Genomic DNA, 16175 nt, shown 5'->3' with positions numbered 1-16175 from the left:
CGGGACGGATCTAGCAATGCGCATCGGGCTGCCTGAGAAGACAGATGCTGCGAAACGGTATTTCGGACCGCCATGCAAGTCACGCGCCCAGGCCATTTTCCTTTCTGCTGCGGTTCGCGGCCGATTTCGACGGAAAGAAAAAGCCGCCCTGTTTCCGGGGCGGCTTGGGTGTTGACGCGGCGAGGCCGGGGATCAGAAGGCCCGGATGGCGTTGCGCGTTGCCAGCACGTCTTCGGCGACATTGCCGGTTGTTGCGGGAACGGAACCGACGAGATCCAGGAATTTGTAAAGCTCGGTGGCCTGGGAATTCGTGACATAGATAATGTCGCGGTCCTGCATCGGGAATTTTGTGGTGGCAAAGAAGGTCGAAGGATCGCGCAGATTGGCGCGGAAGATGACCGGAACATCCTCGCCGGTGAATTTTGACGTATTGATGCCGAGCTTGACGAGAAGATCGCGCCTGACAATACGGTAGACATAGACTTGGGCGGGGTCTGCACGGGAATCCAGCAATCCACCCGCCTTGCCGAGCGCATCCGAAAGCTTGAGATCGGCGTCCTCGAACTCGAAACGTCCATTGAGCCCGGACGCGCCGAAAGCGAGATAGGTGCGGCGTTCCCGCTCCACCATGATCGTGTCGCCCGGAACCACGTAGATGTTTTCCGACGGTGTGCTGACGAGATGGTTGTAGTTGACACGGGCGGTCTTTCCGCGACGGATCAGCGTGACGTAGGATTCGATATTCGGGGCGCTGAGGCCCTTCGCATAGGAGATGACGTCGAGAACGCGGTCGCCGGCTTCCGACAGCTGCACCTTCGTCGGCTCCTTGACATCGCCAAGGACGGAGGCCTGGGCGGAACGGCTGGAAATCTTGGTGATGAGGACCTGCGGCTCGATGGCGCGATTGGCCAGCCGTTCCTCGATTTCGCTTTGCACATCCTCGACATTGCGGCCGGTCGCGCGGATCTTGCCGGCATAGGGAACGCTGATATTGCCCTCGCGGTCCACGGTCTGGTTAGGCAGACTGATGAAGTTGCCGGGGCGGCTGCCCGCATCGTTGGGAATGAAGAGGCCGCCCGCCTGGCTTTCGAAGATCGCGACCTGCACCACGTCGCCGACACCCATCGGCAATGCGGGCACGCCCCCCTTGCCGCCGCCGAAGCTGCCGAGCAGGGTTGTTGTGGTGGTATCGCCGACATAGTTCAGGACGGCGCTGTTGATGTCGATGAGCGCATAATCGACGCCTGCGGTCTTCTGCTTGTCCTTGGAGCCGAATTTCACGGACGCGTTGGATTCGATTGTCGCCGCATCAGGTCCGGATGCGGCAGTGACCGTGCAACCTGCCAGAGCTGCAGAGGCGAGCAGAATCGAAACATTCAATAAACGCATTTGGTCCTCAAAATGAATATCGTCCAGAAAACAGACATAATCCGGACATCATATAAGTTATTAAAAACAGTTACGTCTTAAATCACGTCGGTAAAGAAAACCTCAACCGGCATTACTTCAATTCAATAGAATCGCCTTGCGAAATCTCCATGCCGGCATGCAGCATATGCACAATTTCAAGCGATGCTTCAAGTTCCTTGGGTACGTCAACGCGGCGAATGTTTCGCAGCATTCCTAAATATTCACGTTTCCCCGACGGGGTCAGTATATCTTCGATCAATATTCAGCCAGGCGCCATAATCTCTTCGTTTGTCGACTTGCGCTAGTGCAGTTTTGTCACGCTCGCGCAGTTTCTTTGCATTTTGATCCAAATATTGATTAATCGATTGTTTTATAAAACTTTTCCGCTTTGTCGCCAGGGGCGTGGCGCGGTTTGTCGATAAAGGAGCAATGCGGCTGCCGCCGGGACCAGATCAGACACGTTCGGCCAGGGCGAAATTCACCGTATCGGCGAATTCCCGCAGGAAACGTTCGCGAGAGAAGCGGGCCGCATTGTCGACGCAGGCGTTTTTGTCGAAACGGTCGGAATTGTCGACAAATTCCTGTACCGCGCCGCGGATCGCCTCCGGTGTCTGCTCGCGAAAATAGAGGCCGGTCGGCTGGTTGGAGGCGCCGAGCGGGATGACGGTTTCCAGCACGCCGCCTTTGCCGTAAGCGATGACCGGTGTGCCGAGCGCCTGGGACTCGACCGGCACGATGCCGAAATCGTCCTCCGCGGCGAAGACGAAAGCCTTGGCTTCCGCCATATATCTGTGAAGTTCCTCATTGCCGACGAAACCGAGGATTTCGACGTTCGGCGTGGCGATTTCGCGGATGCGCTTCATGTCCGGACCGTCGCCGATGACCACCAGCCGCTTGTCGGGCATCTTTGTGAAGGCTTCGACGATGAGATGGACCTTCTTGTAGGGCACCAGCCGCGACGCTGTCACGAAATAGTCGCCCTTGCGGTCGGAGGGCGAGAGATGGGAGGTGTCCACCGGCGGATAGATGACGGTAGAATCGCGGCCGTAACACTTGCGTACCCGGTTGCGGATGAATTTGGAATTGACCGTCATCAGGTCGACGCCGTTGGCGGTGCGGATGTCCCACATGCGGATATAGTGAAGAATGGCGCGGGCGATCCATGAGGTGAAGCCGCGCGTCAGCCTGGTTTCCTTCAGATACTGGTGTTGGAGATCCCAGGCATAACGAATGGGGCTGTGGATATAGGAGACGTGAAACTGGCCCGGCCCGGTGATGACGCCCTTGGCAACCGCATAGCTTGAGGAAATCACCAGATCGTAGCCGCTCAGATCGAATTGTTCGATGGCAAGCGGCATCAGCGGCAGATAGGAGCGGTATTTTTTTCGGGCAAAGGGCAGTTTCTGAATGAAGGAGGTGTTGACGGGCCGCCCGCCAAGGAAGGCCCGGTCGCGCTCGTTCATGAAATCGACAAGGCAGTAGAGATCCGCGTGAGGATAGATTTCAAGAAGGTTATGAAGCACCTTCTCGGCTCCGCCCCTGTCGGTGAGCCAGTCATGCACGATTGCCGTCTTCATGATTTCCTCAATAATTTCAACGTAATAAAAATTCATGGCCCGCCTTTGAGCAAAATTCGGCGGTGTGGAATATCGACTTTTTCTACAGCCTTAAAAAACGCGGCTGCCGGAAATGAATGACTTAATAATATTGACGAATGCCAGACGATATCCGTCTGAATCCGATCTTGCCGGTATTCAATAGCACTTTGTTCGCAAATGCGAAATATCCAGATTTCTGAATTCCGGCCTGCGTTGTCTCATTGTTGTTCCCGCCGGAATAGTGCCCGTCGGCGCGATGGCCGTCGGAAGGTCCGCGAATGAAATCGCGGCGGTTTCGCAATCGCCTTTCCCACGCCATCTCTTCCGAAGACGGCTTCCCCACAGCGTCGGCCCCGAATTTCATCATCGCCCGGTAAGGTCATTGACAAGGCGTCTTATCAAGATATTCTGTTATAAAGATGCATATAACATAATAATGGAACTCATAAGGTTGGAACAAAGAGCTGGGAGCTTGACCATGAGACGTAAACTTGCATTTCTCGCCACCGCCGCGCTTCTGCTGGCGCCGGGTGTGATGATGGCCGCGGAGAAAGGCGGCGTTATCAATGTCGCGACGATCGGGGAGCCGCCGACACTCGACCCGATGGCCTCGACCGCCGATCTGGTCGGCATCGTCACGCAGCATATTTTCGAAACGCTCTATACCTTCGACAAGGGCTGGAAGGTCACGCCACTTCTGGCCGAAAGCCTGCCGGAGATCAGCGCGGACGGCAAAACCTATACGATCAAGCTCAGGCAGGGCGTCAAGTTCCATGATGGCAGCGACATGACCTCGGAAGATGTCGTCGCCTCGCTCGGCCGCTGGATGAAGATCGCCTCCCGCGGCAAGCAGGCGGCCGGTTTCATCGAGGCTATTTCCGCGCCCGACGCCGGAACCGTGACAATCGCCCTCAAGCAGCCCTATGCGCCGCTGACCTCGCTGCTTGCCTTCAACAATTCGGCGGCCATCATCCTGCCGGCTGAGAAACAGGCGGAGCCGATGGCCGAATTTATCGGCACCGGCCCCTATATGCTGAAGGAGCGCAAGGCCGACCAATATATCCAGCTCGTGCGTTTCGACGGCTATAAGTCCCGCACTGGCGAAAGCGACGGTTATGGCGGCGCGCGCCACCAGTATCTCGATGAAATTCGCTTCGTCCCGGTTCCGGATGCAAATACCCGTGTCGAGGCCGCCGTTTCCGGGCAATATGATTATGTCGATTCCATTCCGGTGGAATCCTTCGACAAGGTGAAATCTTCATCCGCTTCGCAGCCGCTGATGCTGAAGCCCTTCGGTTACCCGGTCTTCGTCTTTAACACCAAGGAAGGGCTTTCCTCCAAGCTTGAGGTGCGCAAGGCGGTGGCCGAAGCGCTGAACATGGAAGACATGCTGGCGGCTGCTTTCGGCAGCACGGATTTTTATGCGCTCGACGGCGCCTATTATCCCGACAATTTCTCCTGGCACTCGGAAGCGGGCGTCGAAGGCAATTACAATGTCGGCAAGCCGGAAGCCGCCGCCGAAAAGCTTAAAGCCGCCGGTTACAATGGCGAGCCGCTGCGCATCCTCACCAGCCGCCAATATGAATTCCATTACAAGATGGCGCAGGTCGCCGCCGAATATCTGAAGCTTGCCGGTTTCAAGGTCGACATGCAGGTGGTGGACTGGGCGACGCTGACGCAGCGCCGCGCCGATCCGAAACTCTGGGACATCTACATCACCCACAGCCCCTTCCTGCCGGAACCGGCCCTGATCGGTGCGCTCTCCACCGGTTCGCCGGGCTGGTGGGATACGCCGGCGCGCAAGGCGGCGGTCGATGCGTTCACCTCCGAGGCGGATCCGGACAAGCGTGTCGCGCTCTGGGCCAATGTGCAGAAGACGATCTATGACGAGCTGCCGCTCATCAAGATCGGCGATTTCAATGCCGTGGCGGCCAAGTCCAACAAGCTGGAAGGTGTCGATCCGGCTCCATGGCCTTATTTCTGGAACGCCTCGGTCACGAAATAACGCCCTTGTGGTCATTGGGCGTCGGGTCTTGCATCCGGCGCTCTGTCACGCCGGACCTATGTGCCTGCTTCGCCTCCGCCCTCATTCCTGTGACGAGTACAGGAATGAGGGCGGAGTATAAGGCGGACGCGGGAAGAGAACGTTCGATATTGCCATTGTGAGTGCCGGAATGACCGGCACTCATCGTCAACCCAGTTCAACCGTCGCCGGGTTGCGGCAATCACGCACTTTGGAGCCATCATACGTGATACGCTATATTTTCCAGAGACTTGCGGGAATGATCGTGGTGATGTTCTTGGTCGTCACCATCGTCTTCGTCATCCTGCGCGTCACGCCCGGGGACCCGGCCGCCGTGATGCTGGGGCCGGACGCCTCGGCGCAGGATATTGCGGAGCTACGCGGCAGGCTCGGCCTCGATCAGTCGCTCGGCGTGCAATATGTCTATTATATCGGTCAATTGCTGAAAGGCGATCTCGGCCAGTCGATCTTTCTCAACATGCCGGTCGGCGCAGCACTTCTCGACCGGGCGGAGCCGACCTTCTTCCTCACCCTGTTTTCGCTGCTGATCGCAAGCGTCATCGCCCTTCCCATCGGCATCTACGCCGCTTACCAGCGCGGTTCCTTCGTGGATCAGGCCGCGACGACGGTGGCGATGCTGGCGGCAAGCATACCGAGCTTCTGGCTCGGTCTCATCCTCATGCAGATCTTTGCCGTGCGGTTCGATATGTTTCCGGTGTCGGGTTACGGCGGGCCGGGCGCGAGCTTTCTGGAGCGCATGTATCACCTGACCTTGCCGGCAATCGCGCTCGGTCTCGTCTCATCTGCACTCATCCTGCGCTTCACCCGCGCCTCGATGCTGGATGTTCTGGGTGACGACTATGTCCGCACCGCCCGCGCCAAGGGCGTCAAAGAGCGCCGGGTGGTGATGAAACACGCGCTCAAAAATGCGCTGATCCCCATCCTCACCGTGCTTGGTCTCACCGCCGCCGTGCTGATTTCCGGCGCCGTCGTCACCGAGACCGTCTTCGGTCTGCCGGGTGTCGGTAATCTCGTCGTTTCCGCCGTGCTGCGGCGCGATTACCCGGTCATCCAGGGCGCGCTTCTCGTCATCGCCGGGCTTTACGTGCTCATCAATTTTGCAATCGACATGCTTTACCTGCTGGTCGATCCGAGGGTTCGTTACTGATGGCCGATATCGTTTCCACCACCCAGCCGGCGCGCAGCCCGACCATCCTGTTCATTCGGCGCCTCCTGAAGCGCAAGACAGTCGCCGCCGGTCTCATCGTTCTCGTCGTCTTCGTGCTGCTTGCCGTTTTTGCGCCGATGATTGCGCCTTATTCGCCGTCGAAATTGTCGATTGTCAATCGCCTGAAGCCGCCGGGCGAACTCTACTGGTTCGGCACCGACGAATTCGGCCGCGACGTCTTTTCCCGCACCATCTATGCCGGAAGGCTGTCGCTTCTGGTCGGGGCCGCCGTGGTGGCGCTTTCGGCGCTGATCGGCATCACGCTCGGCCTGCTTGCCGGTTTCTTCCAGAAGCTGGATACGCCGATCGCGCGACTGATCGATGCGATGATGGCATTTCCGGATATCCTGCTGGCGATTGCGCTGGTGGCGGCACTCGGCCCGTCGCTGACGACGGTCATCATCGCGCTTGCCGTGGTTTATTCGCCGCGCCTTGCCCGCATCGTGCGCGCCTCGACGCTGGTGATCCGTGAGCTGCCCTATGTGGAGGCGGCCAAAGCGCTTGGCATTTCCACTTTCCACATCATGACGCGGCACGTGCTGCGCAATCTGGTCTCGCCCATCCTCGTGCAATGCACCTTCCTTTTCGCCAGCGCCATGCTGGCCGAGGCGGGCCTGTCGTTTCTGGGACTTGGTGTCAGCCCCGAAATACCCACCTGGGGAACCATGATCTCCGCCGGCCGCCAATATATCGGTCAGGCCGACTGGATGACCTATTTCCCCGGCTTTGCCATCATTCTTTCCGTGCTGTCGCTGCAAATGGTCGGCGACGGGCTGCGGGACATGCTCGACCCAAGACTGCGAAGGGATTTGTAATATGTCGTCCGGCGAACAGGCGAAAGCGCCTCTTCAAGCTCCCATTCTTCTCACCAATGTCAAACCCGTCGGTTTCGGAAAGGGTACATCACAGGCTTCGACCGATATTCTGATCGGCGGCGACGGCAAGATCGCCGCGGTGGGTTCTGCCCTGCAGGCGCCTGCGGATGCCCAGCGCATCGATGCCAGGGGTGCCTTCATCTCGCCCGGTTGGGTCGATCTGCACGTGCATATCTGGCATGGCGGCACCGATATCTCCATCCGCCCCTCCGAATGCGGGGCCGAGCGCGGCGTGACCACGCTGGTGGATGCCGGCTCGGCGGGCGAAGCGAATTTCCATGGTTTCCGGGAATATATCATCGAGCCTTCGAGAGAGCGCATCAAGGCCTTCCTCAATCTCGGCTCCATCGGCCTTGTCGCCTGCAACCGGGTGCCGGAACTGCGCGACATCAAGGATATCGACCTTGATCGCATTCTCGAATGTTACGCCGAAAACAGCGAGCATATTGTCGGCCTCAAGGTGCGGGCGAGCCATGTCATCACCGGCTCCTGGGGTGTGACGCCGGTCAAGCTCGGCAAGAAGATTGCCAAGATCCTGAAAGTGCCGATGATGGTGCATGTGGGCGAACCGCCCGCACTTTATGACGAAGTGCTGGAAATTCTCGGTCCCGGCGATGTCGTGACCCATTGTTTCAACGGCAAATCCGGCTCCAGCATCATGGAAGACGAGGACCTGTTCAACCTTGCCGAACGCTGCGCCGGTGAAGGCATCCGGCTGGATATCGGCCATGGCGGCGCATCCTTTTCCTTCAAGGTGGCGGAAGCGGCGATTGCACGCGGGCTGCTGCCCTTCTCGATCTCGACGGATTTGCATGGGCATTCGATGAATTTCCCGGTCTGGGATCTGGCGACCACCATGTCGAAGCTGCTTTCGGTGGAGATGCCGTTCGAAAATGTCGTCGAGGCCGTTACCCGCAACCCGGCCTCCGTCATCCGGCTCGATATGGAAAACCGCCTCGATGTCGGCAGCCGCGCCGATTTCACGATTTTCGATCTTGTCGATGCCGATCTGGAAGCGACCGATTCCAATGGCGATGTGTCGCGCCTGAAACGCCTGTTCGAGCCGCGTTACGCGGTCATCGGCGCCGAGGCCATTGCCGCCAGCCGTTACATTCCACGGGCGCGCAAGCTGGTGCGCCACAGCCATGGTTATTCCTGGCGCTGAACCCGACTTGAACGGTGGAGGCATCGCCTCCGCCGTCGCAGACACGACGGGCTACAAGTCCCGGCATTATGAGGAATTCGCGTGATACAGTCTTCGCTCGACGCAGAAGGGCATCTTTCGCCCTATGACCGGCTCGCCGCGCTCGGCATCTCCCTGCCGCCGCCGCCGCCGCCGATTGCCAATTTCGTCACGCATGTGGTGGAGGGCAACATGCTTTATCTTTCGGGGCAGGGACCGCGGGAGGAAAACGGCCATCTCTATGCCGGCAAGGTGGGCGCGGAGATCGGGCTGGAGGAGGCTTATAATCATGCACGCCTCACCGGCATCAATCTGCTTGCCGTCATGCATGAAGCGCTGGGCGATCTGTCGCGGGTGAAGAAGGTGGTGAAGCTGCTCGGCATGGTCAATGCGGTGAGCGATTTCCGCGATCATCCAAGCGTCATCAACGGCTGTTCCGATCTCTTCATCGATGTGTTCGGCGATGCCGGGCAGCATGCCCGCTCCGCCGTGGGCTTCGGCTCGTTGCCGGGCAACATCACCGTCGAGATCGAAGCCATCGTCGCGCTCAAGGGGTGAGACCGTTTAATGGTTGCGCCAGCCCATCAGCTTTTCGATCCGTTCCGCCGAGACCCTGACCTGTTCGGTATAGTGGTTCTCGTCTGCCAGCACCTTCTGTTCCGGCAGAACGATGGAAATCGTCGCCACGCATTCGCCCCTGTTGTCGCAGATCGGCGAGGCGATGCAGGCGACGGCGTAATCGGATTCGGCGACCTGTATCGACAGGCGGTCATGGAAAGCGGCCGCCGCCGATTGCGAAAGCGTTTCCGGATTGATCTCCGCACGGCCCGTGGGCGAGGAGCGGGCGCAGCGTCGGAAGAGTTCGAGGCGCTCCGCCTCCGGCAGGTGGCCGACGAGCAGGCGGCCGGACGCCGTCCAGTTCAACGGAACGCGGGTGCCGACGCGGGACGCAACCTGAAAATGGCTCGGTCCATCGGCCATGGCCAGCACCAGCATATGGTCGCCGTCGCGGCCGCAAAGCTGCACCGTCTCGCCGGCATGGCGGCACAGATCGTGCATTTCGTGGGTGGCGACACCCATGAAATCCAGCGAGCGTGCATAGGCAAGACCATAGTGATAAAGCCGCGCGCCGAGCCAGATGTTGCCGTCGGCATTGCGCGCCAGCATGTTCTTTTCGACGAGATCGTCGACGATCACATAAACGGTGGAAAGCGGCGCCCTGATGGCCTTGGCAATGGCGTAAGCGCCGGCTGGAGAGCCGGTTTCGTAAAGATAATCAATCACCTGAAGGGCGCGGTCGATGCCGCTGACGCGCGAGCGCTTGGCCGCCTTCGCATCCGGGTTTTCCGTCGCGTCGGAGAGCGCGGTTGAAGATGTTTCGTCCAGTCTATGGGCGTCCAATTTTGGCTCCTCATCAATTTCGAGAAGCTATTACATTATTATGGCATATATGTCGATGCCCATCGCATCGCAAGGACAGGAGAAAGACATGACCGAGGATATCAGAAGCAGGATCGGCCTTCGCCCGGTCATCAACGTCTCGGGCACCATGACCTCGCTCGGCGCGTCGATCGTCGTTCCCGAGGCGGTTCAGGCCATGGCGGCCATCCTGCCGCAATTCGTCGAGATCAACGATCTGCAGCGCAAGGCGAGCGCGATCATCGCGAGGCTGACGGGCGGGGAAGCCGGTTTCGTCACGGCCTCCTGCTCTTCCGGTATCAGCCTTGCGGTAGCGGGCGCGATCACCGGCAACAATCTGCTGGCCATTGAAAAGCTGCCCGATGTCGCGCCTGAGAAAAATGAAGTGCTGGTGCAGATGGGGCATGTGGTGAGCTACGGCGCGCCGGTGGATCAGGCAATCCGCCTCGGCGGCGGCAAGGTGGTGCTGATCGGGCAGGCGACATCCGCCCATCGTTTCCACATGGAAAACGCCATTACCGACAAGACGGCGGCGGCGGTCTATGTCGTCTCGCATCATGTGGTCGATTACGGCCTGCTGCATCTTTCCGAATTTGTCGAGATCGCCCATGCCAAGGGCGTGCCTGTCATTGTCGATGCCGCTTCCGAATATGACCTGAAGCTGTTTCTGGCCACGGGCGCGGATGTTGTCCTCTATTCCGGCCACAAGTTCCTTGGCGGCCCCACCTCAGGCATCGTCGCCGGCAGGAAGGAACTGGTGCGCCACGCCTTCCTGCAGAATATGGGCATCGGCCGCGGCATGAAGGTCGGCAAGGAGAGCATCTATGGCGTCATGGCGGCGCTGGAGGCCTGGGAAAAGCGCGACCATACCGGCATTCGCGAGCGGGAGACCGGTTATCTCAACCTCTGGAAAAACACGCTGGATGGACGCCCGGGTGTGACGGCGCTGATCGAGCCCGACCCGACCAACAATCCGCTCGACCGGCTGCGTGTCATCATCGATGCCGAAGAGGCGCACATTACCGCCTGGGACCTGACGACGGCGCTGGCCAGGGGCAATCCGCCGATCATCACCCGCGATCACGAGGTGGAGCATCGTTATTTCTATCTCGACCCCTGCAACCTGCATCCCGGTCAGGAAACCATCGTGGCTTTCCGGCTGGCGGAGGAACTGGACAAGGCATGTGCCTCCAACGAGGTGATTGCGACACCGTTCGAAGACCGCAGCCGCCACCGTTTCGACGGCATGCTGCGCTGGCCTGATTGAGTAGGCGCGTGGCTGCCGCGCGTTTCTTCTCCCTGGGCGGGGACAAGAAACCAGCCGCGACGCCGAGCCTCAACAGTTCAAACGACAAGAAAAGAAGGGAACGATCATGACCATGCCGCAGATGGCGCCGCTCGGTGCCGAAGACGCCGTGCTTTCCGTCCGCAATCTCACCACGTCCTTTCACGTGGACGGCGACTGGAAACCGGTGGTGCGTGATATTTCCTTCGATGTCGGCCCCGGCGAGACGGTCGCAATCGTTGGCGAAAGCGGTTCGGGCAAAAGCGTGACATCGCTTTCCATCATGCGGCTGCTGGATCGGGAAAGCAGCAGGGTTCAAGGTGAAATCCTGCTCGGGCGTCGCAACCTGCTCGCCCTTTCCGAAGACGCCATGCGGCGGATCAGGGGTAACGAGGTCGCCATGATCTTCCAGGAGCCGATGACCAGCCTCAATCCGCTCTTCACCATCGGCGACCAGATTTCCGAGGCTCTGCTGTGCCATCAGCCGATGTCGAAAGCCGATGCGCGGGCTGAGACGATCCGTCTTCTCGAAAAAGTCCGCATCCCCTCGGCCGCCTCACGTTTCGATGAATATCCGCACCGCTTTTCCGGCGGCATGCGCCAGCGTGTGATGATCGCCATGGCGCTTGCGTCCAAACCGAAACTCTTGATCGCCGACGAGCCGACGACGGCGCTCGACGTGACGATTCAGGGCCAGATTCTCGATCTCATCAAGACGCTTCAGGAAGAGGAGGGCACCTCCGTCCTGTTCATCACCCACGATATGGGCGTGGTGGCGGAAATCGCCGACCGTACAGTCGTCATGTACCGTGGTGAGCAGGTGGAAGTCGGCGCGACGGCGGATATCTTCCACCGCGGCAAACATCCCTATACCCGCGCGCTTCTGTCCGCCGTTCCGGTTCTGGGGTCGATGAAGGGTGAGGAAAGGCCGCTCCGCTTTCCCATCGTCAACACCACCACGGGGGAAACGCAGGAGCCGGCACGCCCGGCCGATACCGTCGATGCCAGCGCCCAGCCGGTGCTGAAGGTGGAGGAGCTGACCAAGCGCTTCGATATCCACTCCGGCCTGCTGGGACGGCTCAGCGGCCGGGTCCATGCGGTGGAGAATGTATCCTTCGATCTCAGGGCCGCCGAGACATTGTCGCTGGTGGGCGAAAGCGGCTGCGGCAAGTCCACCACCGGACGCGCCATCATGCGGCTGATCGAGCCGGATGCCGGTTCGGTGGTGGTGAATGGCGAGAATATTCTCGCTCTCGACAAGAGCGGCATGCGCGAAATGCGCAAGACGGTGCAGATGATCTTTCAAGACCCTTTTGCCTCGCTCAATCCGCGCATGACGGTGGGGGCGGCGATTGCCGAACCGTTTCTGGAACATCGCATGGGCAGCGCCCGCGAGGCGAAGGATGTGGTGGCCGATATGCTGAACAGGGTCGGCCTGTCGCCGGATATGGCGGTGCGTTATCCGCACGAATTTTCCGGCGGCCAGCGCCAGCGCATCTGCATCGCCCGCGCGCTGGTATTGCAGCCGAAAGTCATTGTTGCCGATGAAAGCGTTTCGGCGCTGGATGTTTCCATCAAGGCGCAGGTCATCAACCTGATGCTGGATCTGCAGCAGAGCCTCGATCTCGCCTTCCTGTTCATTTCCCATGACATGGCCGTGGTGGAACGCGTCAGCCATCGGGTGGCGGTGATGTATCTCGGCGAGATCGTCGAAATCGGTCCGCGCGCTGCTGTCTTCGACAATCCGCAGCACGATTATACCCGCAAGCTGATGGCCGCCGTGCCGGTGCCGGATCCGGACCGCCGCAACACACGGCGTGGTGCTGCCAATGACGAGCTGAAAAGCCCTATCCGCGCCGTCGATTATGCCGTCAAGCCGCGTGAGTACCGCGAGGTCTCGCCCGGTCACCTCGTGGCCTGCTGAAGCTGGTTACAGACCCGGTACGTCCGATGTCGCGAAAGGTATGCCGTAGCCGCGCTTGAAACTTTGCCGCTGTCCGAGATGGCGATACCATTTTTGCACGGCTGGAAAGTCGTCGAGGTTGATCCTGTGGCGTGCGAAACGCGAGACCCATGGCCAGATGGCGATATCGGCGATGGAGAAATCGCCGGCCACGAACTCCCGCCCGCTCAAACGGTCGTTCAATGTCCGGTAAAGCCGCTCCACATCCGCCGCAAAACGCGTCTCGGCAAACGGGGCTTGTCCGGCGTGATAGGTCAGGAAATAATGGGCATAACCGAGTGTCGGGCCGAAATTGGCGGCTTGCCACATCAGCCATTCGGTGACTGTCAGTCGCTCGGCATTAGAGGCGGGCAGAAGCCGGCCGGCCTTTTCGGCCAGATAGATCAGGATCGCGTTCGATTCCGTCAGGATGGTGCCGTTTTCATCGTCGACGATCGCAGGAATTTTCGAGGCGGGATTGATGCGGATATAATCGGCCGCGAATTGCTCACCCTTTTCGATGTCGATGGCGTGGCTGCGATAGGGCAGGCCGAGTTCTTCCAGCGCAACGGAGATTTTGAGGCCGTTCGGCGTGATCCAGGTGTAAAGGTCGATCATGTTAATCGAACATCGCCTCATCCAGCGGCAAGGCGCGCCTGCCTTTCCTGCCGGTCACGTCCGAAAGGTCCTTGTAAAGACCACGCAGGGTCAGAACCAGCTGCACGATACGCGGATCGGTGACACGATAGATCACCGCCTTGCCTTCTCGCGTGCCTTCGATGACACCCGCATCGCGCAATTCGGCCAGCTGCTGCGAAAGTGTGGGCTGCTGTATGCCGAGTTCATATTCCAGTGCGGAAACGGAAGCTTCCGTTTCCATGAGATAACAGACGATGGCCAGCCGATTGGCATTGGCGACAAGCTTTAAAAGCTCGCTCGCTTCCACCACGCTGCGGCAGATGAGATTGGAAACCGGTTTCGTCACGACTGCAGGCCCATTGTTCAGACTATAAAAAAGTAAATTGTCTTGCAAAAGATTTCAATGGCTTGATTGGGATTGCTGGGAGTGGCTCCGGCATTTTTTAAAATCTACAGGATTGGTAGATTTCTCTTTCATTTTCCGGCCAAGGATCGACAAAACGTTTCTCGAAAACATTCTATAAAAAAGTAGATTGATTGCGAAATGAGGTGTCGACATGAAAATCGGGGTTCATCCCAACAATCTGCATTTACGGCTCGCCCGGCTCTGGCCCGGCGCTTTTGCGGAATTCGATCCGCAATTCGTTGCCTATCGCGAAGGGCGCGATACGGCGGCGCTGCTGGAAAGGGGTGACATCCATTTCGGCGGCACCGGTTCTACGCCGCCGATAGAGGCGGATGCGCGGGGGCTTTCAGCGGTCTATATCGCCGCTTCCGCACCGAGACCTGCCAATGGCGCGATCCTCGTGCGTCGCGACAGCCCGATCCGTTCCGCCGCCGATCTTGCAGGAAAGCGCATATCATTGATCGACGGATCGTTTCATACCTATCTTCTGGCGCGCAGCCTGGAAGGGGCGGGGCTTGGGCTTTCGGATGTCGCCCGGATCGAAAGCGGCGACAGCGACAGTCTGCAAGACCTCGTGGAGGGTCGTGTTGATGCCTGGGTGACGATGTCTCCCCGCCTGGAAAAGGCTTTGACCCATGATGAGATCAGCCTTCTTGTCCGTTGCGGTTCCACCATTCCCAACCGCTCGTTATTCTGGACGCTTGCGCGCCACGATATGGCGCCGGATTTCAGGCTGGCGATTGCTGCCGAACTCGACCGCGTCGGCCGGGCTGTCATGGCGGATATTGACCGGGCCGCAAGCCTTATTGCCGCCGAACCGGGCAGCGAGGGAGACGCGACATCCTGGGCGAAGGTGCTGCGCTCGCGTGATCTTTCCGTGGTTCCTGCCGGAGAAAATATCCTTGCCGAGCAGCAGGAGGAGGCCGATACGCTTTACAGGCACGGCCATTTCTCTTTACCGGTTCAGACCGGGCAAGGCCCGGCTCATCAATCAGTCAGTACGGGAGGCGACCGATGAATGTTTTCTGGTACATGTGCGCACCCGATGGCGCTTATCCCTGGCAGCCGGAAGGCTCCCGCAAGGTCGATCTCGGCTATTACAGGCAGCTGGCGCTCGCTTACGATCAGCTTGGTTATACCGGTGCGCTGTTTGCCACCGGGGCGCATGATGTCTGGGTTCTGGCGGGCGCGCTGCTTTCCTACACCGAGCGGCTGAAACTGCTGGTCGCCATCCATCCGGGCCTGATCGCGCCGACGCTGCTTGGCAAGATGGCGGCGACGCTCCAGGAGTTTTCGCGCGGACGCCTGCTGATCAATGTCGTCTCCGGCGATGCGAAGATGCTGGGCGCTTATGGCATGACCATGCCGCATGACGAGCGTTACGATATGGCGGATGAATATCTGCAGATCTGGCACCGGCTTTTCGCCGGCGAGACCGTGGATTTCAAGGGGCGATATTTCCAGACGGACGGTGCCAAACTCGCTTTGCCGGTGGGGCAGGGCATAGAGCCGCCGCCTTTGTGGTTCGGCGGTTCTTCGGACAAGGCCATCGACGTTGCGGCGAAACATGTCGAGACCTACCTCTCATGGGGGGAAACGCCGGACCAGATCGGCGCGAAGGTCGATCTCGTCAAGGCGCGGGCGGAAAAGCTTGGCCGCGAGCTGGAATACGGCATTCGCCTTTATGTTATCGTGCGCGATACGGATGAAGAGGCCTGGGCGGCGGCCGCCGACCTCTATGGCCGCATGGATGAGGCCGCGATTGCCGCCAACCAGCGTTTCGTCGGCAAGACGGATTCCGTCGGCCAGCAGCGAATGACGGCGATGCATGGCGGACAGAAACCGGAAAACCTGCGCGATCTCGAAATCGCGCCCAATCTCTGGGCCGGCATCGGCCTGGTGCGGCCCGGGCCGGGAACCGCGATTGTCGGCTCGCCGGATACTGTCATCCGCACGCTGGAGGCCTATAAGAAGGCGGGTGTGAACACCTTTATCCTTTCCGGCATGCCATTGCTGGAAGAGGCTTTCCGCTTCGGCGAAAAGGTCCTGCCACGTCTCGATGTGTCGCGGGAGGTGTCCGCGGCAAAACAATTCACCTGGTCGACCTTGTTCGACCGAGACCTCTCGGCCAAGGCCTCCTGAGCATGGTGCGGGAGTGGAGAAGAAC

14 protein-coding genes are annotated in these 16175 nt (G+C 59.5%); 9 read left to right on the top strand and 5 right to left on the bottom strand.

Annotation, left to right across the window (positions count from 1 at the left end; translation table 11 throughout):
• Nucleotides 1-192: 192 nt before the first annotated feature.
• Both ACI2KA_RS21005 and ACI2KA_RS21000 read right to left on the bottom strand, forming a co-directional pair.
• Nucleotides 193-1389 (bottom strand): polysaccharide biosynthesis/export family protein, encoded by a 1197-nt coding sequence (locus ACI2KA_RS21005; RefSeq protein WP_404504393.1) that lies wholly within the window; start codon nucleotides 1387-1389, stop codon nucleotides 193-195.
• 473 nt (nucleotides 1390-1862) lie between these two features.
• A complete protein-coding gene (locus tag ACI2KA_RS21000) occupies nucleotides 1863-2987 on the bottom strand; it encodes a glycosyltransferase family 4 protein (protein ID WP_404504392.1) in 1125 nt (374 codons plus the stop codon).
• A gap of 499 nt (nucleotides 2988-3486) precedes the next feature.
• Between ACI2KA_RS21000 and ACI2KA_RS20995 the strand changes: the two genes are divergently transcribed.
• The 5 genes from ACI2KA_RS20995 to ACI2KA_RS20975 all read left to right on the top strand — a co-directional run bounded on the left by ACI2KA_RS20995 (nucleotide 3487) and on the right by ACI2KA_RS20975 (nucleotide 8875).
• Nucleotides 3487-5013, top strand: coding sequence for an ABC transporter substrate-binding protein (locus tag ACI2KA_RS20995; RefSeq protein WP_404504391.1), 1527 nt, complete (start codon nucleotides 3487-3489; stop codon nucleotides 5011-5013).
• Nucleotides 5014-5257: 244 nt separating this feature from the next.
• Nucleotides 5258-6199, top strand: coding sequence for an ABC transporter permease (locus ACI2KA_RS20990; protein ID WP_404504390.1), 942 nt, complete (start codon nucleotides 5258-5260; stop codon nucleotides 6197-6199).
• Nucleotides 6199-7074 (top strand): ABC transporter permease, encoded by an 876-nt coding sequence (locus ACI2KA_RS20985; RefSeq protein WP_404504389.1) that lies wholly within the window; start codon nucleotides 6199-6201, stop codon nucleotides 7072-7074. The genes ACI2KA_RS20990 and ACI2KA_RS20985 overlap by 1 nt, the downstream gene beginning before the upstream one ends.
• A 1-nt stretch (nucleotide 7075) precedes the next feature.
• The gene (locus ACI2KA_RS20980; protein WP_404504388.1) at nucleotides 7076-8299 is read left to right on the top strand and encodes an amidohydrolase/deacetylase family metallohydrolase; all 1224 of its coding nucleotides are present in this window, start codon (nucleotides 7076-7078) and stop codon (nucleotides 8297-8299) included.
• An 81-nt stretch (nucleotides 8300-8380) separates the two neighbouring features.
• On the top strand, nucleotides 8381-8875 hold the full coding sequence (locus tag ACI2KA_RS20975) for a RidA family protein (protein WP_404504387.1): 495 nt from the start codon (nucleotides 8381-8383) through the stop codon (nucleotides 8873-8875).
• 6 nt (nucleotides 8876-8881) lie between these two features.
• Here ACI2KA_RS20975 and ACI2KA_RS20970 read toward each other — a convergent pair whose 3' ends face one another.
• Nucleotides 8882-9703 carry an IclR family transcriptional regulator gene (locus ACI2KA_RS20970; RefSeq protein WP_404504433.1) on the bottom strand — a complete coding sequence of 274 codons (822 nt, stop codon included), beginning with the start codon at nucleotides 9701-9703 and terminating at the stop codon, nucleotides 8882-8884.
• 103 nt (nucleotides 9704-9806) lie between these two features.
• On the opposite strand from ACI2KA_RS20970, the gene ACI2KA_RS20965 reads away from it, so the two are divergent.
• Entirely contained in the window at nucleotides 9807-11003 is a 1197-nt protein-coding gene (locus ACI2KA_RS20965; protein ID WP_404504386.1) for an aminotransferase class V-fold PLP-dependent enzyme, read from the top strand.
• 106 nt (nucleotides 11004-11109) lie between these two features.
• Entirely contained in the window at nucleotides 11110-12945 is a 1836-nt protein-coding gene (locus ACI2KA_RS20960; protein WP_404504385.1) for a dipeptide ABC transporter ATP-binding protein, read from the top strand.
• Between the two features lie 6 nt (nucleotides 12946-12951).
• Here the strand turns inward: ACI2KA_RS20960 and ACI2KA_RS20955 are convergent, their stop codons facing one another.
• Complete coding sequence (locus ACI2KA_RS20955; protein ID WP_404504384.1) at nucleotides 12952-13581, bottom strand: glutathione S-transferase family protein; 630 nt, start codon at nucleotides 13579-13581, stop codon at nucleotides 12952-12954.
• Between the two features lies 1 nt (nucleotide 13582).
• Nucleotides 13583-13948, bottom strand: coding sequence for an ArsR/SmtB family transcription factor (locus ACI2KA_RS20950; protein ID WP_404504383.1), 366 nt, complete (start codon nucleotides 13946-13948; stop codon nucleotides 13583-13585).
• A gap of 211 nt (nucleotides 13949-14159) precedes the next feature.
• Here ACI2KA_RS20950 and ACI2KA_RS20945 point away from each other — a divergent pair, with 211 nt between their 5' ends.
• Both ACI2KA_RS20945 and ACI2KA_RS20940 read left to right on the top strand, forming a co-directional pair.
• Nucleotides 14160-15026 carry an ABC transporter substrate-binding protein gene (locus ACI2KA_RS20945; protein WP_404504382.1) on the top strand — a complete coding sequence of 289 codons (867 nt, stop codon included), beginning with the start codon at nucleotides 14160-14162 and terminating at the stop codon, nucleotides 15024-15026.
• On the top strand, nucleotides 15023-16150 hold the full coding sequence (locus ACI2KA_RS20940; RefSeq protein WP_404504381.1) for an LLM class flavin-dependent oxidoreductase: 1128 nt from the start codon (nucleotides 15023-15025) through the stop codon (nucleotides 16148-16150). The genes ACI2KA_RS20945 and ACI2KA_RS20940 overlap by 4 nt, the downstream gene beginning before the upstream one ends.
• The last annotated feature ends 25 nt before the right edge of the window (nucleotides 16151-16175 follow it).

Origin of the sequence: Agrobacterium sp. NPDC089420 (genome assembly GCF_044900305.1) — a bacterium.
Classification (GTDB): domain Bacteria; phylum Pseudomonadota; class Alphaproteobacteria; order Rhizobiales; family Rhizobiaceae; genus Agrobacterium.
This window is presented reverse-complemented; position numbering and strand designations above follow the sequence as displayed.